The organism is Thiomicrorhabdus sp. (assembly GCF_041583835.1).
Lineage (GTDB): Bacteria > Pseudomonadota > Gammaproteobacteria > Thiomicrospirales > Thiomicrospiraceae > Thiomicrorhabdus.
In genome coordinates, this window is record NZ_JBFHFC010000001.1 from 24,861 (window position 1) to 48,298 (window position 23,438).

The window sequence follows — 23,438 nt, forward strand, 5'->3', positions numbered from 1 at the left end:
ATAAGAAGTATCCTCCGCTTTTAGCTTGCAGGGACCTCATTCAGGTTTGATTTCATTGCCGGATGAGCGCCTATAAGATTTTATTATAAGAAAATTAAGGCCAGAAGCTTTAACTTTCCGGTTCAGGAGGGTAAACTTCTTGCACATTAATGCTTACATAAAGCACATCCCCGAATTCCTGTAAAAAATACAAATAAAAGAGAGTGTATCCATGTCTAATATCGAGTCGATCTTAACAGAGAGCCGAGTATTCCAGCCAAGTGACGCCATTAAATCGAGCGTTGCGATTACCGAAGAAAAACTGGCGAAAATGCGAGCGGATGCCGCTGCTGACTACGTTGGATTCTGGTCAGGTTTGGCGAAAGAAAAGCTGACGTGGACCAAGCCTTTTACGGTTGGTTTGGATGAAAGTAATGCGCCGCATTATAAGTGGTTTTCAGACGGCGAGTTAAACGTTTCTTATAACTGTATCGATCGCCACTTGAACACTAAGAGCGACAAGCTGGCGATTATTTTTGAAGGTGATCAAGGCGACGTAGAGCATCACACTTATAAAGAATTACATGATCAGGTATGTCGTTTTGCGAATACTCTGACGGCGCAAGGCATCACCAAGGGTGATCGTGTTGTAATTTACATGCCGATGATTCCTCAGGCGGTCATTGCCATGCAGGCTTGTGCCCGCATCGGTGCGATTCACTCAGTCGTATTCGGTGGTTTTTCGGCTGAAGCCTTACGTGACCGTATCGTGGATGCCGGTGCTAAATTGGTTATCACCACAAACGGCAGTCGTCGCGGCGGAAAGTCGATTCCTTTGAAAACTGCGGTCGATAAGGCGCTTGAGCACGATTGCGAACAAGTGAAAAAGGTGATTGTTTATAAGCGTACCGACGACGATGTACCGATGATGGAAGGGCGCGACATCGACTGGATGGATGCGGAAGCGGGAATGAGCAACTATCACGAGCCGGTGCCGGTCGATTCCGAACACCCGTTGTTCTTGCTTTATACTTCCGGTTCTACCGGTAAGCCTAAAGGGGTTCAGCACAGTTCCGGTGGTTACCTTCTGAATGCACATCTAACGAACGAATGGATGTTTGACCTAAACGATAACGATGTATTTTGGTGTACGGCCGATGTGGGCTGGATCACAGGTCACAGCTACGTGGCATACGGACCGCTTTCAGTCGGTGCGACCATGTTGATGTTCGAAGGTGTTCCGACTTATCCGGATGCGGGCCGTTTCTGGCAAGTATGTCAAGATCACGGTGTAACTGTTTTCTACACAGCTCCGACAGCGATTCGTGCTTTGATGAAGTTCGGTGCCGACCTGCCTAAACAATATGATCTTTCAAAACTAAGAATTCTTGGAACGGTCGGTGAGCCGATCAATCCGGAAGCCTGGATGTGGTATCACGAGGTAATCGGCCGCGGAGAATGTCCTATCATCGATACTTGGTGGCAGACGGAAACCGGTGCACACATGATCGCGCCTTTCCCTGTTACACCGTTAAAGCCGGGCTCTTGTACTCTACCTCTGCCTGGTATCGATGCAGCAATCTTGGATGAAGAAGGTAACGAGCTTGAAAACAACGACGGTGGTCTGTTGGTGATTAAGAAGCCGTGGCCATCAATGATTCGTAATATTTGGGGTGACGAACAACGTTACCGCGATACATACTTCCCGCTGAAAGGTAAGCCTTTCTATGTGGTGGGCGACAGTGCGCATAAGGATGCGGACGGATATTTCTGGATTCTGGGACGTGTCGATGATGTCTTGAACGTTTCCGGTCACCGTTTGGGAACCATGGAAATTGAATCTGCATTGGTTTCTCACCCTAAAGTGGCGGAAGCGGCGGTTGTAGGACGTCCTCATGATGTTAAAGGGGAAGCGGTAGCCGCGTTTGTGGTGCTGAACGTAGATATTCCGGACGGTGAAGAGCGTAATGCTTTGATTCAAGAATTGCGTAACTGGGTCTCTCAGGAAATCGGCCCGATTGCAAAACCGGACGATATCCGTTTCGGTACTAACTTGCCGAAAACGCGTTCAGGAAAGATTATGCGTCGCCTATTGAGAACGATTGCCAAAGGTGAGCAGATTACTCAGGATACTTCTACTCTAGAAGATCCATCTATTTTGGAACAGTTCCAGAATAAATAATCGTTTTATTGGCAAAAGAAGGTTAGGGTGGTCTTTGATAACCGCCCGAAAATCAACTGAAACCCAAACCGGACAGCTCAGCCCGGTTTGGGTTTTTTTGTTTAACGACTTGATTTCTTTGGGATAAAAGAAGAATGCGCTTAAATAGGGGGATTGCGGGTGCTAATGTGCCAATATTTGCAATTAAAAATGTTAAACTTTCGCCCCCAAATATATTTTGTCTTGAATAAGTAATTCTTATTTCAGGTTTGGGTGTAGTACCTACATAATAGGGAGGCTTTTTGTGGGAGCAAAAGCCGAATTTACAGAGAAAATCTCAGAGGAGAGTAGTTTTGGATCAAGCTAAGATTGAGAAGATTAAGAATCTTCCGCAGTATCAACAGCTGGTTAAAGAGCGTACAGGTTTAGCCTGGAAACTTTCGATTGCCATGCTGGTGGTTTACTACGGTTATATTTTATTGTTGGCGTTCGACCCGGCATTCTTTACCACGATCGTAAGTGGTAGTTATGTATCGATCGGTTTCCCGGTAGGTGTTGGTATCATTATTTTCGCCTTCTTGTTGACTGGTTATTACGTACGCAAAGCCAATTCGGATTTTGACGAACTAACGGCACAAATCAAGAAAGAGGTTGAATAATGAGTATGTTTAAAAAGGCATTATTTGGCCTATTGGCTTTAGCAGTTGCTCCAATTGCAATCGCTTCAGGAATAGATGTTGCGGCACCTGCCGAAAAAGTGACTAACTGGGCTGCGATCTCTATGTTCGTGGTATTCGTCGGTTTAACGCTTTACATCACTTATTGGGCGGCTCAACGTACTAAATCCGCTAAAGACTTCTATGCAGCTGGTGGCGGTATCACCGGTTTTCAGAACGGTTTGGCGATTGCCGGTGACTATATGTCTGCGGCATCATTCCTGGGTATTACCGGTATGGTTTACCTTAAAGGGTATGACGGGTTGATTTTCGCAATCGGTTTCCTTGTCGGTTGGCCGATCATCCTGTTCTTGATGTCTGAGCGTCTACGTAACCTTGGTAAATATACGTTTGCCGATGTTGCTGCTTACCGTTTCAAACAGACTCCAATCCGTGTTCTTGCGGCATTTGGTGGGGTTGCGGTTGTTATCCTTTACTTGATCGCCCAGATGGTGGGTGCCGGTAAATTGATCGAACTATTGTTCGGTTTGGATTTCAACTATGCGGTAGTCATGGTTGGTATCTTGATCATCGCTTATGTTTCATTCGGTGGTATGTTGGCGACAACTTGGGTACAGATCATCAAAGCGGTTCTATTACTTTCCGGTGCGACATTTATTGCCGTGGCGGTTATGTATCAAATGGGCTTCAGTTTTGAAACTCTGTTTAAGACTGCGGTTGAAAACCGTGGCGGCGACATGAATATTCTATATTCAGGCGGTTTCGTTTCCGATCCGATTAACGCGATCTCATTAGGTATTGCTTTGATGTTCGGTACAGCTGGTCTTCCGCACATCCTGATGCGATTCTTTACGGTTCCGGATGCGAAAGAAGCACGTAAATCTGTATTCTATGCAACTGGTTTCATCGGTTACTTCTATATCCTTGCATTCATCATCGGTTTCGGTGCGGTTGCTTTGATTGTCGGTGCCGAGTACTTCGACGGTGCTAAGTTGGTCGGTGGTAACAACATGGCTGCGATCCACTTGTCGAGCGTTGTTGGTGGTGACTGGTTCCTAGGCTTCATTTCAGCGGTTGCTTTTGCAACCATCCTGGCGGTTGTTTCCGGGTTGACGTTAGCGGGTGCTTCTGCACTTTCTCACGATATCTATGCAAACGTGGTTAACCCTAACGCAACTGAAGCGCAAGAAACCAAAGTGGCTAAAATCGCAACCTTGGTTATCGGTGGTTTGGCAATCTTGTTCGGTATCGGATTTAAAGATCAGAACATCGCATTCGTTGTCGCGTTGGCCTTCACGATTGCAGCATCTGCTAACTTCCCGGTATTGATCATGTCTATGTTCTGGAGCAAGATGACGACTCGCGGTGCCGTAATCGGTGGTTGGTTAGGTCTGATCTCTGCGGTAGTCATGGTTGTCCTTGGACCGGTTGTATGGACGCAAATCCTAGGAATGGGTGAAGCGATCGTACCTTACAAGTTCCCTGCGTTGTTTACGGTTGTGATTGCATTTGTCGGTATCTGGTTCTTCTCGATTACCGATAAGTCTGCACGTGCTAAAGAAGATCTTGAAGGCTTCGAAGCACAGTTCATCCGTTCTCAAACGGGAATTGGTGCAGAAGGCGCTTCTGAACACTAAGTGGCGCAATTCTGAAGGGGGGTGTGCAATGATGCGAAGATTTGTACATTTCCCTAAAGATTGAAGTTAAAAGGGCTATTATGCAAAGCGTAATAGCCCTTTTTTTGTTTCATTTCTCAATTTTAAGGTTCTGGTATGGCGATAGAGCAACAGTCACAGTTTTTGGAAAGCATCCCGCCGTTTGATCGTTTGTCTAATTCAGTCTTACAGGAAGTGGCAAGCCAAATGGATGTAGTGTATTTCCCCGTGGATTCGGTCGTTGAGGTGAATCGACGGGAAAGTGCATTTCTTTATTTTATTATCAAAGGGCGAGTCGCCGAGTATCAGGAAGGCGATTTAGTGACCCAGTACGCGATTAGAAGTTATTTCGGCGAGCAGGCGGTGTTAAGTGCCGATGCCGAGCAAGACGTTCGCGAATTCAAAGTGTTGGAAGAATCGATTCTTTATCGATTACCGGTAGCGGTTTTTACCGAGCTGTTAGAGACGCAACCGTTATTTAAACAGCACTTTCAATCTACCATTGTTGAAAAGTTGGATGCGCTGCATCAGTCGATGCAGCTGATGACCTCTACCGAAGTGATGATGGATACGGTTTGTTCTGCGCCGATTAAGCCGTTAGTGCTACTCGACGGTTCCGTCACTTTGCAGCAGGCAGTGGAGCGAATGGTCGAGGTACAGTCGGATGCTTGCGTCGTTGACCTTAAGGAAGCGGTCTATGATTACGGCATCGTTACTTCGACGGATATTTTAAAGATCATCGCGGCGGGTGATTTTAATGAGCGCGCAGTGTTGAAAGATTTTGCCAACGGCCCTTTGATCACGGTGCATGAATTCGACTATCTTTTCAATGCGTTGTTAAAAATGACGAAATTTCAGATAGATCGTTTAGCCGTCCGTAGCGATGAAGGTTTGATCGGATTTTTATCGCAAAAAGATTTAATGGGATTGTTTGCGAATCAGTCCGGTTTGGCTTTGATTAAAATCGACCAGGCAGAGAGTGTCGGTGATTTCAAACGTGTCGCCGAACAGATTGATGATCTGGTGGTTAATTTGCAGAGAAAGGGAATCAAAACCCATTATATCGCCAAGCTGGTCAATGAACTCCACCGTAAGTTAATGGCGAAACTGTTTAGTTTGTATGTACCGTCTTCCATTCAAGACAAAATCACATTGTTGGTAATGGGGAGCGAAGGCCGTTCTGAACAGGTCTTAAGAACCGATCAAGATAATGCAATTTTGTTTAACGGATTAAGTGAAGAAGAGCAGGTCCGATTGGCGCAGTCGGCAAAAGAGTTTAGTCATGCGTTGATTGAAATCGGTTTTCCGCCGTGTAAGGGCGAAATCATGGTTTCCAATCCGATGTGGCGCCAGTCGATCGCCGATTTTTCCTCTCAATTAAAAAATTGGTTTGATCGTCCGAGTGAAGACGGCTTTATGTATATTTCCATTTTGTACGATGCGCAGACCATTACGGGTGAAGAGGCGATGCTTGCTGAAGTGCAAGACGTGCTGTTTAAGCGTTTGCGCGATAATCCCGTATTTTTGAGACACTTTGCTAAAACCGCTCTGCAATTCGAAACCCCGATCGGTTTTTTCGGTGGTTTGCGAACGGATAAAAGTGGCGGACAAGAACGGATCGACCTGAAGAAAAGCGGGATTTTTCCGATTGTGCATGGGGTGCGTTGTTATGCGTTGGAGGCTGGGTTGAGGCAGACGAATACGCATTGGCGTATTAAGGCTTTAATGGATGCCGGTGTTTTGGAGCAGGATTTTGGTATCGAATTGGGGGAAACCTTGAATTATTTCCACGGCTTGCGCCTTGATGCCATGTTGCAACAACGAATGCAGGGGCGCAAGGATGATGAGTTGGATAATTTTATCGATCTTCAGAATTTGAGTCATTTGCAGCAGGACTTGTTAAAGCAGGCGTTTACAGTGGTGGATGACTTTAAGCGTCGGTTGCAAAAGCATTTTAAGCTGCATGAGGTAATGTGATGCTTGCCCGGTGGCAAAACTGGCGGCGTAAACGTCAGTTTAATAAGTTGAAAGACCGTAATTATGAGTTTCTGTTTTCAGAACCCGACCGTGATGATGTCTTTATCTGTTTTGACTGCGAAACTACTGGCCTGAACCCTAAAAACGACAAAATCATTTCTTTGAGTGCGATTAAGATACAAGGGAATCAGATTCTGACCAGTCATGCTTTGAATTTATTGATTGAGCAAGATCGTCCGATTAGCCCCGAAAGTATTGCCGTGCACCGGATTCGTAATGTCGATCTCGACGAGGTCGGCGGCGAAGTCAAATCGGAGCGTGAGGCCATTCATGACTTTTTGCATTTTATTCAGGGTTATCCGTTGGTTGGGTATTATCTGGAGTTCGATGTGGCGATGGTTAATCAAGTGGTGTCGGGTTGGCTTGGCATCCGTTTGCCCAATTCTCAGATTGAAGTATCCGAGCTGTATTATCAGAAGCGTTTGCGGGAGGTGAGTCACTCCATTGCGCAACCAAATATCGATTTAAAATTCGATTCGATCTTGAAGCGTTTGGATATTCCGAATTTAGGACAGCACGACGCGTTCAGTGATGCATTGATGACGGCCTTGATTTTTCTTAAATTACAACAAACTAGGTGATTTGGATGGGGTTTTGTTTTGAATCGTAACTAGGTATTTTTCTTGACAAATTTTATTCAAAGGTGTATTGTTTGCGCAGATTTTTTAAAAGTTTTGATTAAGAGGTGTTTTAAATGTCTTTAAACGCCGGCTTAAATTTTTAAAAACCCCGTTTTTACGGGGTTTTTTGTTATTTGCATTGGGTAAACCTAACAAACGGGTAACTGTGTGATTTTAGAGAAAAAGTTAGAAGAGTTATTAAAGCCTACCATTGAAACCATGGGGTTTGAGCTTTGGGCCATTGAGTATATGCCGGCCGGGCGTCATTCGACTCTGCGTGTTTTTGTGGATAAGGAGTCGGGCATTACGGTCGATGATTGTGCTGATATCAGTCGCCAGTTGAGCGCGGTATTGGACGTGGAAGACCCTATTACGAATGCCTATATGCTAGAGGTTTCATCTCCAGACTTGGATCGTCCTTTGATCAAGCCGGAGCATTTTAAGCGTTACCAGGGACAAAAGGTGCGTTTAAGAACAGTTTCCTCCGTCCTGGGTCGTAAGAAGTTTACCGGACCGATGACGAAGGTGAGCGATGAAGGAATTGAAGTCGAAGTGGATGGAGAACTGTATGAAATTCCATTCGACATGATTGATAAAGCAAATTTAGTTGTTGATTTTTAATATAACTGACATCCAAATTATTTAGAGCGAGTGAATAATGAGTAAAGAAGTTTTAGCCATTGTCGAAATCATGGCAAATGAAAAAGGTGTAGAAAAAGAGATCATTTTTGAAGCGATCGAAACCGCTTTGGCCACGGCTACTCGTAGAAGTCATAACGATGAGTTGGATGCTCGAGTTGAGATTGATCGACACAGTGGTGATTACAATACTTTCCGTCGTTGGGAAGTTATCGAAGATGACGCTTTGATCGAAGATCACGTAGGTTGGTACATTCGTGAGATGGACGCAGTTGACGTCGATCCGCATATTGAAGTCGGGCAATTCATCGAAGAGCCGATGGAGTCGATCGATTTCGGTCGTATCGGTGCTCAGACCGCTAAGCAAGTCATCATCCAGAAAGTACGTGAAGCAGAACGTAAGAAAGTGGTTGAAGAGTATAGCAAGCGTGTTGGTGAAATCATGACCGGTCAGGTTAAGCGTATCGACCGCGGCGACGTCATTCTTGATATGGGTGACAACGTTGATGCCGTGATTCCTCGTAGCGAATTAATTAACCGCGAAACATTCCGTATCGGTGATCGCGTACGTGCTTATTTGCAGGAAGTGACTTACCGTCCTCGCGGCGCTCAATTGTTCATGTCTCGTGCCTGTAAAGAGATGTTGATCGAATTGTTCAAGATTGAAGTACCTGAAATCAGCGATGACTTGATTGACATCATGAGTGCGGCTCGTGATGTAGGTTTCCGTGCGAAAGTAGCGGTACGTGCCAACGATCCGCGTCTTGATCCTATCGGTGCTTGTGTCGGTATGCGTGGTGGTCGTGTTCAGGCCGTGACGAACGAACTGAACGGCGAGCGTATCGATATCGTGTTGTGGAACGCAAACGATGCCCAGTTTGTCATTAACGCGATGGCGCCGGCCGAGATTTCATCGATCATGGTTGACGAAGATCGCCATACAATGGATTTAGCGGTTATCGACGAACAGTTGTCGCAAGCGATCGGTAAAAACGGACAAAACATTCGTTTGGCTTCCGAGTTGACCGGTTGGGAATTGAACGTGATGTCAGAATCGGACATGGCGGCTAAACACGAAACCGAGTCGAAAGATCAGATTGCCACTTTCGTTAACGCATTGGACGTTGATGAAGATATGGCGGAAGTATTGGTGTCGGAAGGCTTCACCTCACTTGAAGAAGTTGCCTATGTTCCGGCTGCTGAAATGTTGGAAGTTGAAGGGTTTGACGAAGATATCGTTGCCGAATTGAAACAGCGTGCGAAAGATGCGTTGTTGACTCAGGCAATTGCGAATGAAGAAAAAGCCGCTTTAGCTGAACCGGCGGATGATTTGTTGGCGCTTGAAGGTATGACGCCTGAGATGGCAAAACAGTTGGCATCTAACGGCGTAATCACACAAGAAGATTTAGCAGAGCTAGATACCGATGAATTATTAGCGTTTGTTGGTTTAGATGAAACCGCAGCAGGTGAGTTGATTTTGAAAGCACGCGCACCATGGTTTGAATAAGGGAGAGTTTCAATGGCAGAAGTATCGATAAAACAGTTTTCGGAAACACTCAACCTTTCTGTAGAAAAATTACTTTCACAGCTGGAAGCGTCCGGCGTGAAAGGTAAAAGTGCGGAAGATAACATTTCTGACGATGAAAAACGCACTTTATTGGCGTATTTGAAAAGCTTGCATGGCGAGTCGAGTGACGAAGCGCCTAAAAAAGTTACGTTACGTCGCAAGCAGACTTTAAATCTTTCGTCCGGTTCGGGTACCGGTAAACGTACCGTTAACGTGGAAGTGCGCAAGAAGCGTACTTACGTTAAGAAGCCTGAACTAGAGCAAGCGGAAGAGAACCAGGATAACGAATTGGTTGAAGAAGTGCTTGCAGTTGAAGAAGTAGCGCAAGAACAAGATGCGGTGGTGGAAACAACTTCAACAGAAGAGATCGGCACATCACAAGAAGTGGTTTCAACCACTTCTGAACCGGTTGCTGAAACGCCGGAAGTTGAGGATGTGATTGAAGTCGTCGCGCCTCCTCCTGAGAAAGAAGATCACTCTAAAGTTGCAAAAAAAGGCAAGAAATCTCGTCATCAAGAAGTTGAGAAAGAAGAGCCTAAAGGTAACAAGAAAGCGCTGAAAGAGAAGAAATCATCAATCGGTGAAGATAATTTGCGTCGCTTGAAAAAGCGTAAAGGACAGCAGCCTGAGCGTCAGAAGCCGCAACAAAACGAGCATGCTTTCCAGAAGCCGACTGCGCCGGTCATCAAAGAAGTTAAGATTCCTGAAAGTATCAAACTGTCTGAATTAGCGGATCAAATGTCGGTTAAAGCCGGTGAAGTTATTAAGTTTATGATGATGAACTTGGGAACGATGGCTACCATTAACCAAGTACTTGATCAGGAAACGGCTATGTTGATCGTTGAAGAGATGGGGCATAAGCCGGTCGCATTCAACGAAGTGACGATTGAAGACGAAGTGACAAGCCAGGAATATCACGGTGAAACGGTTCACCGTTCGCCGGTTGTTACTATTATGGGTCACGTTGACCACGGTAAAACCTCTTTGCTTGACTATATCCGTAAGGCGAAAGTCGCTCACGGTGAAGCCGGCGGGATCACTCAGCATATCGGTGCTTATCATGTAGATACCGATAAAGGTGGGGTTACCTTCATCGATACTCCTGGTCACGCGGCCTTTACGGCGATGCGTGCTCGTGGTGCCAAGGTAACCGACGTTGTCGTTATCGTGGTCGCTGCGGATGATGGTGTTATGCCTCAGACCAAAGAAGCGATTCAACACGCGAAAGCTTCCGGTGTCGGCATTGTAGTTGCCGTCAACAAGATGGATAAAGAAGCGGCTAATGCCGACCGTGTTATGCAGGAAATGGTTGCCGAAGAAGTCATTCCTGAATCATGGGGTGGTAGTGTTCAGTTTGTTCCGGTTTCCGCTAAAACGGGAATGGGGATCGACGATCTATTGGATGCGATCTCGCTTGAATCCGAAATGTTGGAGCTTGAAGCGCCGACGGAAGGTCACGCTAAAGGTGTTGTTATCGAATCCCGTCTTGATAAAGGACGCGGTCCGGTTGCTACGGTATTGGTTCAATCCGGTACTTTGAAGAAGGGTGACATTGCACTGTGCGGTATGGAATACGGTCGCGTTCGTGCATTGGTTAGCGATTCCGGTGAGATGGTTGATTCTGCAGGTCCTTCCATTCCGGTTGAGATCCTGGGTCTTTCCGGCGTGCCGGTTGCTGGTGACGAGATGATTACCGTTGAAAGCGAGCGTAAAGCGCGTGAAGCGGCTACTTTCCGTCAAGGTAAGTTCAAGGAACTTAAGATTGCACGTCAACAGAAAGCCAAGTTGGACAATATGTTCAATAAGATGGCCGAAGGGGATATGCAGTACATCAACGTGGTATTGAAAGCGGATGTACAAGGTTCTATTGAAGCGATTGCCGACGCGCTAACTAAATTGTCTACCGACGAAGTTAAAGTAACTATCGTATCAAGCGGTGTAGGTGGTATCTCCGAGACGGATGCGAACTTGGCGATCGCTTCGGATGCATTGATTGTCGGTTTCAACGTGCGTGCGGATGCAACGGCCAAGCGTTTGATCGACAGTGAAGGTATCGGCTTGAAGTATTACAGCGTTATCTATGAAATCGTCGATGACGTTAAACGTGCGATTGAAGGTAAGATGGCTCCTGACTTCAGAGAAGATATCGTCGGTGTGGCGGATGTTCGTGACGTGTTTAAAGCGCCGAAGATCGGTCTGATTGCCGGTTGTATGATTACCGAAGGTGTCGTTAAGCGTAACAACCCGATCCGCGTTCTACGCGATAACGTGGTTATCTACCAAGGTGTCCTTGAGTCGCTACGTCGCTTTAAAGACGATGTGCAGGAAGTCCAGAAAGGGATCGAGTGTGGTATCGGCGTTAAGGACTACAATGACGTTAGAGTCGGTGACCAAATCGAATGTTACGAGCGCGTTGAAGTTAAGCGTACTCTAGATTAATCGTCTAATAATCGATTGAACCGTACTAAAAGAGTGTTAAAAAATCAGCAGATCGGCAAGCTCTGCTGTAACACGAATTACGAAAATGCTCCTGATGGGGCATTTTCGCTTTATGAGAATTCACAAATATGAATCAACAAAACTTCAGCCGCCCAACCAGGGTTGCACAAGAAATCAAGAAAACACTGGCCGAATTGCTATTAAGAGAAGCTAAAGACCCGCGTTTTCAAAAAATCAATTTGACCGACTGCAAGGTGTCCAAAGACTTGAGTCATGCAAAGGTGCATTTTGCATTAATCGGCCATAATGAATCCGATCCGGAAGTCGCCGATGTACTTCAGGCGCTTGAAAAAGCAAAAGGCTTTTTAAGAACCGAGTTGGGGAGCCGTTTGAAATTGCGTATTGTGCCTAACTTGCGTTTTTATTATGACTCTGCACCGGAACATGCCGCTTATATCGAAGATTTGATCAATAGGGCGTTGAATAAGTAAATGACTCAATACAGACGTCCTCCAAGAGAGAATATCAACGGTATTGTATTGTTGAATAAGCCCGCAGGCGTTTCTTCAAACGGCATCCTGCAACAGGTCATGAGAGTCTTTAACGCTAAAAAAGGTGGTCATACCGGAGCTTTAGATCCATTTGCAACCGGTCTGTTGCCGATCTGTTTAGGTGAAGCGACCAAAGTTTCCGGTCTATTGCTTGATTCCGACAAACGTTATACCGCTACTTTGAAATTGGGCGAGCAAAGCGATACGGGCGATACCGAAGGCGAAATTATCAAAACCCTTCCGGTGCCTGAAATGAGCGTCGAATCGATTGAAGCGGTTTTGGAAAAATTCCGTGGAGATATCGAACAGCTTCCGCCGATGTATTCCGCGTTGAAGCACCAGGGCAAGCCGCTTTATTATTATGCTCGCAAGGGCATTGAAATCGATCGTCCTACTCGTCCTATTACGATTAGAGAACTTAATCTCGTTAGCTTTAGCGACGACCAGCTTGTCTTTGATGTGTTGTGTTCCAAAGGTACTTATGTACGTACTTTGGGTGAAGATATTGCCAAAGCGTTAGGAACGGTCGGACATTTAACCGCTTTGCACCGTACAAAGACCGGCAGTTTGTCGGGTGACGATATGTTAACCCTTGAAGAGATCGAGCAGCAAAAACACGCCTGTTTGCAACCGTTGGATATCGCTTTGGCGCATCTTCAGCGTATTGATTTGAATGCCGAACAAACGGATTTAATCAAACACGGTCAAAAATTGGATTTAGAACAGCCGCAAACTCAGTTAGTACGGTTTTACGACGATCAGGGCGTGTTTTTTGCCGTTGGAGAGTGGCAGGCCGATAAAAACCTTCTCAAGCCGAAACGTGTATTCAATCTTGAATCGCAAACGACGGCTAACGGCGAAAATCCAAAGGAATTGAATTAATGTTGTTTGATAAAGCCGACGGCATTTTGGATCTGCGCAGCTTTGAAGAATTCAAGACGTCACATATCAAAGATTCCACTTGGATGGCTTGGCAGGATTTACCTGAATTGCTGAATGAGTTGCCGGCTTCACCGGCCCAGTTTTTTTTGATTGGTCACGAAGGGGCGATTGAAGAAATTTCCATTTTTTTGCACGGCAAAGACTATCAAGTTATGGGTTCCCTGGTTGTAAACGATGAAGCGGATTTGCAACGTTGGCAGGATGAGTTGCCGGATGCTTGGGTGAGCGGAGCGCAGTCAAAACGGTTATGGTCGCCAAGTAGCTTGCTTCAAGAATTTACCGACATGATCGATCTGGACGTTAAGAGTCTTAGGCCGACGGCGGTTGATTTAGGTTGCGGCGGAGGACGTGATGCCGTTTTTTTGGCTAAGCAAGGCTGGCAGGTAACCGGAATTGATCAGGAAAACCGTGTCATTAAGCGTGCTAAGCAATTGGCAAATCGTTCGGGTGCGGCCGTTAAATGGAAATGTTGCGATTTAAAAAAAGACGGTTGTTTGCCTGCTGAACCCGTTGATTTAGTTGTAATTATACGTTTCTTGAATCGTGACTTGTTTCCGCAAATAAAGTCGTTGGTCAAGCCCGGCGGCTGGATTGTATTCCAAACGTTTGCCGAAGGTGCAGAAGCGTTCGGTTCACCTAAAAACCCTAACTTCCTTTTAAAACCGGGCGAGCTAGAGCAAGTTTTTGCGGATTTTTCGGTGATTGTTGATAAAATAGACACATTGCCCGACGGGCGTCCGGTCGCTTCTTTTATTGCGCAAAACCCACGGACGGCCGTCTAGATTTGATATAGATTGTGGAGACCTTATGATAAGTATGACAGCCAAAGAATTATTCAACTTTTTCCAGAGCCACTTGATTTGTGAGTCGTTGACTCGCGATGACGTCGAAAAGTTGATCACCTTTTTACAAGAAAAGAATTATGAAGGTGGTGACATTATTTCGGATACGGGTGAAGTGGGTGATTCCCTAGGTTTTGTGATCGAAGGTAAGGTTCAGTTCATCAGCGGTACAGGGTCCGAAGCAGCGGAAGTCGGTAAGCAGGGTGAAGGAAGCCTGATCGGTGAGATGTCTTTCTTTGACCGTAAGCCGCGTAACCTGAAAATGTCTGCATGTAAGAAGGGCGTCAAGTTATTGATCCTGACACGCCCTATGTACGACCGCTTAAAAGTCGAAGAGCCTTATATTGCGGTAAATATCCTTGAAAACGCGATCGTTAGTTTGGATACGTTGATTCGCCACATGGGCGATGACATCAATGCCTTGGAAAATTACGTTCACGGTTTCGGAAAGCGTTAATTTATTACATTGCGGATTTTTTAGATTAAGTCTTTGATTTTTTGTGTAAAGTGCAAATTATTGTTGAATGTTACCGGTAAATCCGTAAAATACTCGAGTTCAGCTTCTATCATCGGTTGTGGAAGTTGATTTTTAATTAAAACCGATCCTATGGAGAAAAAAGTAATGTTTAACGCAGAAGTTAAAGCAAAAATCGTTGCAGAATACGCTACATCAGAAGGTGATACAGGTTCACCGGAAGTACAAATCGCACTTCTAACTCACCGTATCAAGTACCTAACTGAGCACTTCAAAGAGCACAAACAAGACAACCATTCTCGTACTGGTTTATTACGTTTGGTAAGCCGTCGTCGTAAGCTTCTAGATTACATTCACAAGAAAGATGGTGAAAGATATCTAAGCATCATCAAGCGTCTAGGTTTACGTAAGTAATCGACTCGTTTGAAGACTAAAAAAACCCTGCTTTGCAGGGTTTTTTTTTGCCAAAAAATTATAAAAAAACAGCTGGTTTGGCTCTGAATAAGAGGTAGAATGAACGGGTTTTAATATTCGTTTTTTTATCGTATTTATTCTGTATGGGCTGTAAACCAAGAGCCTGGATCCCTAAGCGTTAAAATCATTTTATGTTTAGGGATTCAGGTTTCAGCCGAGATGCAGATCTGTTTTTATCATGAGGATGATGCTGTATGGCTAAAATCACCAAAACCTTTCAATATGGAAAGCATCAAGTTTCTTTAGAGACTGGAGAAGTTGCACGTCAAGCTGACGGTGCGGTAATTATCGGCATGGGAGATACCCGTGTATTGGTAACGGTCGTCGCTGCCAAGTCTGCTAAAGAAGGACAGGATTTTTTCCCGTTAACCGTTAACTATCAAGAAAAGTCTTACGCGGCCGGCCGTATTCCCGGCGGTTTCTTGAAGCGAGAAGGCCGTCCTTCTGAAAAAGAGACGTTGACCTCGCGTTTGATCGACCGTCCAATTCGCCCTCTATTTCCTAAAGGTTTCTTGAATGAAGTGCAGATCATTGCGACCGTGATCGCATTGGATCCGACAGTGGGAACAGAAGTTCCTGCCATGTTGGGTACATCGGCTGCACTAGCGATTTCGGGTATTCCGTTTAATGGTCCGATCGGTGCGGCGATTGTTGGTTACAGTAATGAAGAATATCTGTTAAACCCTAGTTCCGAAGAACTTCAAGATTCCGATTTGGAATTGAGTGTCGCCGGTACTAAAGACGCCGTATTGATGGTTGAGTCGGAAGCGGCCGAGTTGTCTGAAGAAGTCATGTTGGGCGCGGTTATGTTTGGTCATCAGCAGATGCAAACAGCGATTACCGCTATTGAAGAATTCGCTCAAGAAGCCGGTAAGCCGACTTGGGATTGGCAGCCGTCTGAAGAGAATACAGCATTAAAAACAGCGGTATTCGATTTGATTCGTAGCGACGTTGAAGCCGCGTATTTGATTTCAGATAAAATGGATCGTTACAGTGCTTTGGATGCCGCTAAATCAAAAGCGATTGAAGCATTAGCCGTGTCTGAACAAAACCCGGAAGGTTTTGATGAAAAAGACATCGAAGGCATGTTCGGTAAGTTGCAAAAAGACATCGTTCGCGGTCGTATCATCGCCGGTGAACCACGTATTGACGGTCGTGACGGTAAAACCGTCCGTAATATCGACTGTAAAGTAGGTGTATTGCCTCAGGTTCACGGTTCTGCTTTGTTTACCCGTGGTGAGACTCAGGCTTTGGTGGTCACGACGCTTGGTACTGAAAAAGACGCTAAGATGGTCGACGACTTAACCGGTTCTTACAGTGACCGTTTCATGCTGCATTATAACTTCCCTCCGTTTTCGGTCGGTGAGTGTGGTCGTGTCGGTAGCCCTGGACGTCGTGAAATCGGTCACGGAATGTTGGCGCGTCGCGGTGTAGCGGCTTTGTTGCCGACGGCGGAAGAATTCCCTTATACCATCCGTGTTGTTTCTGAAATCACCGAGTCGAACGGTTCAAGCTCAATGGCGTCGGTCTGTGGTACGTCAATGTCCTTGATGCACGCCGGTGTGCCGATTGCAGCGCCGATTGCCGGTATCGCAATGGGTCTTATCAAAGAAGAGAGCGGTTTTGCCGTTCTTTCGGATATCTTGGGTGACGAAGATCACCTGGGTGACATGGACTTTAAAGTGGCCGGTACCGACCAAGGTATCACTGCATTGCAGATGGATATCAAGATCAACGGTATCACCGAAGAGATCATGACGATCGCATTGGATCAAGCTAAGGAAGGACGTTTGCACATTCTTGGCGAAATGGCGAAAGCGATCAGTTCGTCAAATACCGATGTAGCCGGTACGGCGCCTCGTTTCTTCATGGTAAAAGTGAAACCTGAGAAAGTACGTGAAATCATCGGTAAAGGTGGTTCGACTATTCGTGCGTTGACGGAAGAGACCGGTTGTACAATCGAGATCGATGACGACGGTAACGTTAAAATCGCTTCTTCCGATGAAGAGTCTGCAAACCTTGCTAAAGCACGTATCGCTGAAATCACGGCTGAGCCTGAAATCGGTAAAACTTACGATGCGGTCGTTAAGAAAATTGTCGACTTCGGTGCGTTCGTGGCTTATATGCCGGGTCGTGAAGGTCTTGTTCACGTTTCTCAAATCGCTGAAGAGCGTGTCGAGAACGTTGAAGACTACCTGAAAGAGGGTCAGGAAATCCGTGTGAAGTTGACTGATATCGACAAGCAAGGACGCGTTAAGCTTTCTATGAAAGACGCAGATGCCTGATAACGCTTTTTGCGTTACAAGTGTTTGATTTAAAAGGGCCATTTCAAATGGCCCTTTTTATCACTTGAGTTATGGCTAAGTAAGCCCTATAAATGACTCATTCGAATTCTACTAAAAATATATTTTGGAACTATCTATGTCTAAATCGCATCCTGCATTTGAGTTTTTAGGTCAGCACAAGATCGACACCTTAAATTTAACCGTCGAACATTATCGGCATAAGGTAACCGGTGCCACCCATTACCATTTAGCGGCCGATGACCCTCAGAATGTATTTTTAGTCACATTACGCACCGTCCCGATGGATTCCACCGGGGTCGCGCATATTCTGGAACATACCGTATTGTGCGGGAGTGAAAAATACCCGGTTCGCGATCCGTTCTTTATGATGATCCGCCGCTCTTTAAACACGTTTATGAACGCCTTTACATCAAGTGACTGGACCGCTTATCCGTTCGCGACCGAAAACCGTAAAGATTTTCAGAACTTGTTGCAAGTCTATATGGATGCCGTGTTTTTCCCGAATATCGATCCATTGGATTTTGCCCAGGAAGGGCATCGTTTCGAATTTGAAACCATGGATGATTCATCCTCGCCATTGACTTATAAAGGGGTGGTATTCAATGAAATGAAAGGGGCGATGAGTTCGCCCGTTTCGCGTTTGTGGCAAAGTATGACGGAAGCGTTGTACCCGACTAATACCTATCACTATAACAGCGGCGGCGAACCGACCGATATTCCGAATTTGAGTTATCAGCAATTGGTTGATTTTCATAAGGCGCATTATCATCCGTCCAATTCGGTGTTTATGACATACGGCGATATTTCGGCAATCGAACATCAGACACAGTTTGAAGAATTGGGGCTTAAGCGTTTCGACTCGCCGGTTCCGCAGATTCACGTTGGTTTGGAGGAACGTTTTTCGGAACCTCAATTTGTGGACGGTGTTTATGCATTGGATGAAGAAGATACCAGCAATAAAACACATATTGTTCTAGGTTGGTTGCTTGGCGAGAACAAAGACCCTAAAGAGGTGTTGAAAGGTCATCTATTAACTTCGGTGTTATTGGATAACAGTGCATCACCGTTGCGCAAAGTGTTGGAAGAGACCGAATTGGCTAGCGCGCCTTCGCCTTTGTGCGGTTTGGAAGAATCCAATAAAGAGATGGTGTTTGCCGTAGGAGTTCAAGGCTCGGAATCCGAAAATGCCGAAGCGGTTCAGGAATTGATTTTAAACGAACTGCAACGTATTGCCGATGAGGGAATCGATCAGAATCAACTGGAAGCGATGTTGCACCAGTTGGAGTTGTCGCAACGTGAAGTCGGTGGCGACAGCTATCCATACGGCTTACAGTTGATTCTTCATGCCTTGCCGGGTGCTTTGCACGACGGTGATCCGATCGCTTTGTTGGATGTCGACGAAGCTTTGAAAGAACTTGAAGAAGAGATCAAAGACCCTCAATTCATTCCGGGTCTGGTCAAATCTTGGTTGTTGGATAATCCGCACCGCGTTCGTCTATGCTTGCAGCCGGATACCGAACTGGCTAAACGCGAAGAAGAGATTGAAAAAGCCAAGTTGGCACAAATTCAGGCCGGTTTGTCTGATGAAGAAAAGCAGGCGATTATCGACCAGGCATTTGCCTTGGAAGCGCGTCAAGAACAGATCGACGATGCCGACATTCTGCCAGAAGTGACGAAAGAGGATATTCCGGCTGATATCAAGACTATGACCGGAGAAGCACTCTCAATCGGCAAATTGCCGTTGGCGGCTTACGAGTGCGGAACCAACGGATTGGTGTACGAGCAGGTATTGATCGATATGCCGGAGCTGTCCGACAACGAAAAAGCGATTTTGCCTTTGTTTAATACTTGTATCACCGAAGTCGGAAGTGCAGGGCGCAGTTACATCGAAACCCAGGAACATCAAGCGGCGGTTTCCGGCGGTATTTCGGCGCGTTCGGCGATTCATTCTAAAATCGGTCAGCCGGACGATTGTCATAGCCACTATATTCTGTCGTCTAAGGCCTTAAATCGTAACCAGCAAGAGTTAGCCGGTTTGATTGAAGATACGTTGTATATGGCGCGTTTTGACGAATTAGCGCGTATCAAGGACTTGGTCGGCCAGGTTCGTGCCAGTGTCGATCATGGTATTACCGGAAACGGTCACGGCTTGGCGATGATGGCGGCAACGCAAAACTTTACGCCGATGGCAAAGTGGAAATTTGATCGTAGCGGTTTTGCCGGTATTCAGTTTATTAAACAAATTCATGAAAAACTGAAAGGCGACGGTGAGCTTGAAGCCTTTGCCGAGCAGATGCAGGCTATTCAGGCCAAATTGCAGGCCGCGCCCAAACAAGCTTTGTTGGTCGTTGACGAAGCCGGTAAATCACAGGCGATTGCCGGTATGCAGAATCAATGGACGAACATGGTGGCCGATCCGAAATCCGATTCGAAATTCAAGCTCGAGACTTCGAGACAGTCGATTAAACAAGCTTGGGTTACCAGTACGCAAGTTAATTTCTGTGCCCAAGCTTTCCCGGCCGTATTGGCAGATCACGAAGATGCACCGAAACTGGCGGTATTAGGTGCTTGTTTACGTAACGGCTTCCTGCATTCGGCAATTCGCGAGAAAGGCGGTGCTTATGGCGGTGGAGCGACATTTAACGCCGAAGCGGCGGCGTTTGTATTCTATTCGTACCGCGATCCGCGTTTGATGGAAACCTACGGTGATTTTGCCAAAGCCAAGGATTGGTTGATGAGTGCCGAGATGACTCAAGCCAAAGTCGACGAAGCGATCTTGAACGTCATCAGTGCGATGGATAAGCCAGGCTCTCCGGCCGGTGAAGCCAAGAAAGCGTTCTATCAAAGCTTATATGGTCGAACTCACGATGTGCGTATGGCGTATCGTGAAGGTGTCATTTCGGCAACGGTCGAAGAGTTGAGAGAAGTCGCCGAACGTTATTTGCATCCTGAAAAATCTTCGTCTGCCGTGTTGACCCATAGCGGAATGAAAGAGATTGTGACTGATAACGGTTTTGAAGTATTTACCCTTTAACTAGACCGGTAAAAAACTGAGTGGCTCTTGTAACGGAGTCACTATTTTCGATTTGTATTTTAAGCAGGCCTGTTCGGTTTTATGACTGAATCAGATAGTTTTAACCAGCAATAAGTTAGTCATTCTATGCCGCATATCATCATCGAATACAGTCAAGATAACGTCTCGGAAAGCGAGATCAACGCTATGATTTCAAAGGTGTTTGATGTCGTAAAGTCCACGATGTTGTTTGATGAGGAAAACATAAAAGTCAGATCTCATCCGGTGCAGCATTATAAACTCGGTTTGACGGATTCCGGTTTTATACATATCCAATGTCGCATTCATGCAGGTAAGACCACATTGCAAAAGCAACGACTTACTCAGAGTATTGTCGACGGATTAAAAGATTTGTTCAGTCAGTCCGTAGTAATCACGGCAGAAGTCGCTGATATGGATAAGACCACATATGCCAAGGCGGTCTTAACTCTATAAAGGATTCGCATTCTTCTACGGACGATTTTAATTCTAAAGAACGGTGACGGTCTTTAAACGGAATTAAGTGAGGGTTTCAAGAACCGCCAATGTCTTTTCGTTTGGTTGGCCGCCGCAGTATTTCTCGATAGCCGCTTCAAACAGTCTTTTATCTTCCGCTACTACTCTAAATAACGTCATACAGGCACAGAATTTTTTATTGTCCGGCTTGCCGAAAATCTCCAGCAGAGTGGAACCTTCAACCGCCATAACTGCTTGGGTACATTCAATTAAACGTGCACCCAGGATAGGGTGGTCTAAATAGGCCTTGGCTTCGTCCAGGCTTTTAATCGAATAAAAAATCGTGGTTTCGCTGTGCCCCAAACCGTCAATCTGCGGAAACACAAACCACATCCAGTGCGAACGCTTACGTCCCGCCTGTAATTCGGCAAGCGCCGTTGCGTAGGTGTCTTGTTGGGCTTTGATGAAGCGTTCTAGCCTAAAATTGTCCATAAAGCTTTCCTGGCTAAATTTGAGGTACGAGCAGCATTGCTCGGTTTTTTATATGAATTCTAGTTTACTGCTTTGGGTAAATTTGTTTTAAAAATAACGCTTTTCTAAGAATATCCTTTCTCAACGAAAGTTTATCCATCTTTTCAATATCAAGATTCAATGCAAAAAACCAAGTATCTTCTTTCGTTTCCACCCAGCCGACATACCATCCGATATTGGGATGTGCGTTTGTCGCCCAGCCGGTTTTGGCGTAAATAGTATGATCCGGCGTTCGTTCAACCTGCATGATTGCGTTTAAGGTATCGTAGCTTGAATCCTTGAATGGGAAAGTGCGGTCGTAGACCTGTTTTAGAAAGTCGATCTGTTCGTTGGCGCTTATGGTTAAAGAACTGTCTAACCAGAAGCGGGTAGTGTCCAGCAATCCGTCTTTTAACTTGCCGTAATTCATGGTTTTAAAGTAATGCCGGTAGGTTGGCATACCTACTCGTTCAGCGATGATTTGATAGCACCAGACGCAGGAGACTTGAAATGCGCTTTTAAGTGTTTGATCTTGATTCCAAGAGCCGATTTCATAATGGTGGCCGTTCCATTTGAATGGCGTGTTTTGATCCGTTACCACATTTTCTTCGAGTGCGATCAGGGTGTTGGCAATTTTGAAGGTAGAGGCCGTCGTAAAGTGCTTATCGGCTCTTTGGAGGTTATGAACATAGGTTTGTTGGGTTTTAAGGGATGAAAGTACTATTGTGCCGTTCAAGCCTTGTTCGGTGAATAAGGAAGACAGACCTCGATCTTCAACCGGATTCTGGGCAAAAGCAAAGGAGGCGTGGAACGCAATGAATAATGACAACAGACGTTTCAACATCAGAGTAACCTCCTTTTATTTAAAAGTATTATTCAATAAACACCAAATATTGCAGTTTCCAAAGATCAAACAACAGTTCTAGATTGCCTTGGTTCGATGCCATCTTACTTAAGTCTTCCTGTGTCAGGAAAGATTGGTTGGCAAGCTTGCGGAGGAAGTCCGGCTGGGCGCCGAAGTCATTCCAGATGGCACCATTGATGTAAAGCACCGGCGTCTCATCGGTTTCCGTATAGGCGAAGCGGCAGACCGGGTCTTTGATGAGGCCGTTCTCGATCATCAGGGCCCCTGCGAAGTCTTCGATAGACGGCGTTTCCTCTTCGGTTAGGGGTTCCGGCAACTGTTGTGCAGCTACTTGATCTAATTGGGTGGCAAAACGGCCGAACCAGGTCTTGAGCAGCGCTCGGTCTTGCAGGATGGACTGTAATAGTACCTGAGCCTGATCGACTGCGGCATCGGTCACTTCGCCCGGTTTCAGGTTTTCTTGCCATTGCGGGTCGATGTACAGGTCTTTGAAAGCGCCCATCTCCGAAAGGTGGTCGCCGAAGCTGTCCCAAAGTTCCTGGCCGCGGTAAGTACGGTAGCCGACGGAATAGGTCATACATTCGTCGTCCAGCGCAATGCCGTGATGTCCCCATTTGGGTGGAAGATAAAGGATGTCACCGGCTTCAAACACGTAATCTTCTTCGACCTTAAACGTCTTCATCAAACGCAGGTCTACGCCTTGGATGTAGTTGTCTTCGGAACAGTCTTGTGCGGTCAGTTGCCAACGGCGTTTTCCGGCCGCTTGCAGCAGGAATACGTCGTAGTGGTCGAAGTGTGGGCCGACGTTGCCGCCGGTGGTGGCGTAGCTGATCATGATGTCGTCGATGCGCCAGCGCGGCAGGAAGTCGAAATCATTGAGTACGTCGGTGACATCAGGAATCAAACGATCCATCCCTTGAATCAACAGGGTCCAGTTCTGTTCCGGCAATTCGGCATAGGTCGATTCGTCGAACGGGCCTTTCAAGAGTTGATAATCCTGTTCGCCGTGCTGAATGACAATGCGGCTTTCGACTTCTTCTTCCAACGACAGGCCGGCCAATTCCTCGGCGGAAACCGGAGATTCGAAACCGGGCAGGGCATTACGGATCACTAACGGTTTTCTTTGCCAGTATTCGGATAGAAAAGTATTTAAATCAATGTCTTGAAACTGAATCATGATGCGATTCCTAA

19 protein-coding genes are annotated in these 23,438 nt (G+C 46.0%); 16 read left to right on the forward strand and 3 right to left on the reverse strand.

Annotated features, from left to right (window positions below; translation table 11 throughout):
- Positions 1–211: 211 nt before the first annotated feature.
- From acs to ABY044_RS00190, 16 genes are all read left to right on the forward strand, one after another.
- Positions 212–2,161, forward strand: a complete 1,950-nt coding sequence (gene acs / locus ABY044_RS00115) for an acetate--CoA ligase (RefSeq protein WP_373016892.1) — start codon at positions 212–214, stop codon at positions 2,159–2,161.
- A gap of 332 nt (positions 2,162–2,493) precedes the next feature.
- A complete protein-coding gene (locus ABY044_RS00120; protein ID WP_373016894.1) occupies positions 2,494–2,799 on the forward strand; it encodes a DUF485 domain-containing protein in 306 nt (101 codons plus the stop codon).
- Positions 2,799–4,454 (forward strand): cation acetate symporter, encoded by a 1,656-nt coding sequence (locus ABY044_RS00125; protein WP_373016896.1) that lies wholly within the window; start codon positions 2,799–2,801, stop codon positions 4,452–4,454. The genes ABY044_RS00120 and ABY044_RS00125 overlap by 1 nt, the downstream gene beginning before the upstream one ends.
- Before the next feature lie 135 nt (positions 4,455–4,589).
- Positions 4,590–6,449, forward strand: coding sequence for a putative nucleotidyltransferase substrate binding domain-containing protein (locus tag ABY044_RS00130; RefSeq protein WP_373016898.1), 1,860 nt, complete (start codon positions 4,590–4,592; stop codon positions 6,447–6,449).
- Complete coding sequence (locus tag ABY044_RS00135) at positions 6,449–7,090, forward strand: 3'-5' exonuclease (protein ID WP_373016900.1); 642 nt, start codon at positions 6,449–6,451, stop codon at positions 7,088–7,090. Before ABY044_RS00130 ends, ABY044_RS00135 begins: the two co-directional genes overlap by 1 nt.
- Positions 7,091–7,297: 207 nt before the next feature.
- Complete coding sequence (gene rimP / locus ABY044_RS00140) at positions 7,298–7,750, forward strand: ribosome maturation factor RimP (RefSeq protein ID WP_373016902.1); 453 nt, start codon at positions 7,298–7,300, stop codon at positions 7,748–7,750.
- A 37-nt stretch (positions 7,751–7,787) separates the two neighbouring features.
- On the forward strand, positions 7,788–9,275 hold the full coding sequence (nusA, locus tag ABY044_RS00145; protein ID WP_373016904.1) for a transcription termination factor NusA: 1,488 nt from the start codon (positions 7,788–7,790) through the stop codon (positions 9,273–9,275).
- Positions 9,276–9,287: 12 nt separating this feature from the next.
- Positions 9,288–11,774 carry a translation initiation factor IF-2 gene (gene infB / locus ABY044_RS00150; RefSeq protein WP_373016906.1) on the forward strand — a complete coding sequence of 829 codons (2,487 nt, stop codon included), beginning with the start codon at positions 9,288–9,290 and terminating at the stop codon, positions 11,772–11,774.
- A 128-nt stretch (positions 11,775–11,902) separates the two neighbouring features.
- A complete protein-coding gene (gene rbfA, locus ABY044_RS00155) occupies positions 11,903–12,265 on the forward strand; it encodes a 30S ribosome-binding factor RbfA (RefSeq protein ID WP_373016908.1) in 363 nt (120 codons plus the stop codon).
- Positions 12,266–13,207 (forward strand): tRNA pseudouridine(55) synthase TruB, encoded by a 942-nt coding sequence (gene truB, locus ABY044_RS00160; RefSeq protein ID WP_373016910.1) that lies wholly within the window; start codon positions 12,266–12,268, stop codon positions 13,205–13,207.
- On the forward strand, positions 13,207–14,049 hold the full coding sequence (locus ABY044_RS00165) for a methyltransferase domain-containing protein (protein ID WP_373016912.1): 843 nt from the start codon (positions 13,207–13,209) through the stop codon (positions 14,047–14,049). The genes truB and ABY044_RS00165 overlap by 1 nt, the downstream gene beginning before the upstream one ends.
- Positions 14,050–14,074: 25 nt before the next feature.
- Positions 14,075–14,566, forward strand: a complete 492-nt coding sequence (locus ABY044_RS00170; RefSeq protein WP_373016914.1) for a Crp/Fnr family transcriptional regulator — start codon at positions 14,075–14,077, stop codon at positions 14,564–14,566.
- A gap of 165 nt (positions 14,567–14,731) precedes the next feature.
- Positions 14,732–14,998, forward strand: a complete 267-nt coding sequence (gene rpsO / locus ABY044_RS00175; protein WP_373016916.1) for a 30S ribosomal protein S15 — start codon at positions 14,732–14,734, stop codon at positions 14,996–14,998.
- A gap of 254 nt (positions 14,999–15,252) precedes the next feature.
- The gene (pnp, locus tag ABY044_RS00180) at positions 15,253–17,343 is read left to right on the forward strand and encodes a polyribonucleotide nucleotidyltransferase (protein WP_373016918.1); all 2,091 of its coding nucleotides are present in this window, start codon (positions 15,253–15,255) and stop codon (positions 17,341–17,343) included.
- 136 nt (positions 17,344–17,479) lie between these two features.
- Positions 17,480–20,398 carry an insulinase family protein gene (locus ABY044_RS00185; protein ID WP_373016920.1) on the forward strand — a complete coding sequence of 973 codons (2,919 nt, stop codon included), beginning with the start codon at positions 17,480–17,482 and terminating at the stop codon, positions 20,396–20,398.
- A gap of 126 nt (positions 20,399–20,524) precedes the next feature.
- Positions 20,525–20,872, forward strand: a complete 348-nt coding sequence (locus tag ABY044_RS00190) for a 5-carboxymethyl-2-hydroxymuconate Delta-isomerase (RefSeq protein ID WP_373016922.1) — start codon at positions 20,525–20,527, stop codon at positions 20,870–20,872.
- Between the two features lie 63 nt (positions 20,873–20,935).
- Here the strand turns inward: ABY044_RS00190 and ABY044_RS00195 are convergent, their stop codons facing one another.
- The 3 genes from ABY044_RS00195 to ABY044_RS00205 all read right to left on the reverse strand — a co-directional run bounded on the left by ABY044_RS00195 (position 20,936) and on the right by ABY044_RS00205 (position 23,424).
- Positions 20,936–21,364, reverse strand: coding sequence for a DUF1810 domain-containing protein (locus ABY044_RS00195; RefSeq protein WP_373016924.1), 429 nt, complete (start codon positions 21,362–21,364; stop codon positions 20,936–20,938).
- Positions 21,365–21,428: 64 nt separating this feature from the next.
- Positions 21,429–22,226, reverse strand: a complete 798-nt coding sequence (blaOXA, locus tag ABY044_RS00200) for a class D beta-lactamase (RefSeq protein WP_373016926.1) — start codon at positions 22,224–22,226, stop codon at positions 21,429–21,431.
- A 28-nt stretch (positions 22,227–22,254) separates the two neighbouring features.
- Positions 22,255–23,424 carry a JmjC domain-containing protein gene (locus tag ABY044_RS00205; protein WP_373016928.1) on the reverse strand — a complete coding sequence of 390 codons (1,170 nt, stop codon included), beginning with the start codon at positions 23,422–23,424 and terminating at the stop codon, positions 22,255–22,257.
- Between the last annotated feature and the right edge of the window lie 14 nt (positions 23,425–23,438).